Below are 925 nucleotides of genomic sequence, written 5' to 3'. Positions count from 1 at the left end.
GCGCGGGCGCCTGTGGCGGCGGCGGGTCTGTCGGTTGTCTGCGTCACGTCAATCAGGATCGGGCAGAGCGGGCGGGGCAGGCGAGTGGCTCGAAGGACAGCTGTCGTTAGGATCGGGCCAGGGGGCGCGCCGGCGGGCGGAAACGCCGTGGCCCACCGGCAGGCCGTGCCCGTATCGTCTGCTCTCCCGACCACCAGCCGCCCTTACGAGAGTGATCCCGATGACCAGCCGGCCGGCAACGACAACCCTGTGGCGCCCGACCGGCCCCAAGGAGCTGGACCTGGTCCGGGAGCTGAACTGGCGCGCGTGGCCGCCCCGTCTGCCGGAGCAGCCGATCTTCTACCCGGTCCTCAACGAGGACTACGCGATCAGGATCGCCAGGGACTGGAACGTCAAGTTCGACGGAGCCGGGTTCGTCACCCGTTTCGAGGTCGAGTCGGAGTTCCTGCGCCGGTATCCCGTCCAGCAGGCGGGCGGTCGGACGATCCTTGAACTCTGGGTTCCCGCCGAGGAGTTGGACGAGTTCAACGCCCACATCGTCGGCGAGATCCAGCTGGTCCACGCGTTCCGCTGAGCGCCGGCGACCCGCATCCCCCGCTCATCCCTTCCGCCGCAGATTCCTCACCGCCGGCACCGCGAACAGCACCCCGCACACCCCCACATTGATCACCGCCCCCGTGATCAGCACCTGTTTCATCCCCACCGCCTCCGCCACCGGGCCCGCCAGCGCCCGCCCCACCGCCAGCATGATCAGGGAGCCCGCGACGTCGTACGCGTGGATCCTGTTCAGCGCCTCCTGGGGCACATGCGTCTGGACCGTCGTCGACCACATCACCAGCCAGAACGCGAACGACATCCCCCCGACGAAGAACCCCGCCGCCATCACCCCCAGCGGCACGTCGTACGCCAGCACCAGCACGTTCGC

Annotated in this window: 1 protein-coding gene and 1 pseudogene; one reads left to right on the top strand and one right to left on the bottom strand. The window is 69.3% G+C overall.

Translation table 11 applies throughout. The features are described from left to right. Positions 1-220: 220 nt before the first annotated feature. Complete coding sequence (locus J0695_RS39505; protein WP_206969671.1) at positions 221-574, top strand: hypothetical protein; 354 nt, start codon at positions 221-223, stop codon at positions 572-574. A 24-nt stretch (positions 575-598) separates the two neighbouring features. Here J0695_RS39505 and J0695_RS39500 read toward each other — a convergent pair. After that, a pseudogene (locus tag J0695_RS39500) lies at positions 599-925 on the bottom strand (MFS transporter); the annotation flags it as partial.

The organism is Streptomyces beijiangensis, from assembly GCF_017315755.1.
Lineage (GTDB): Bacteria > Actinomycetota > Actinomycetes > Streptomycetales > Streptomycetaceae > Streptomyces > Streptomyces beijiangensis.
The sequence above is the reverse complement of the archived record's forward strand: the minus strand, read 5'-3'. Positions and strand labels throughout refer to the sequence as shown.

Bases quoted from the DNA above. Each gene is read 5' to 3' on its own strand.
- J0695_RS39505 (WP_206969671.1), top strand. From the start codon at position 221: ATGACCAGCCGGCCGGCAACGACAACCCTGTGGCGCCCGACCGGCCCC.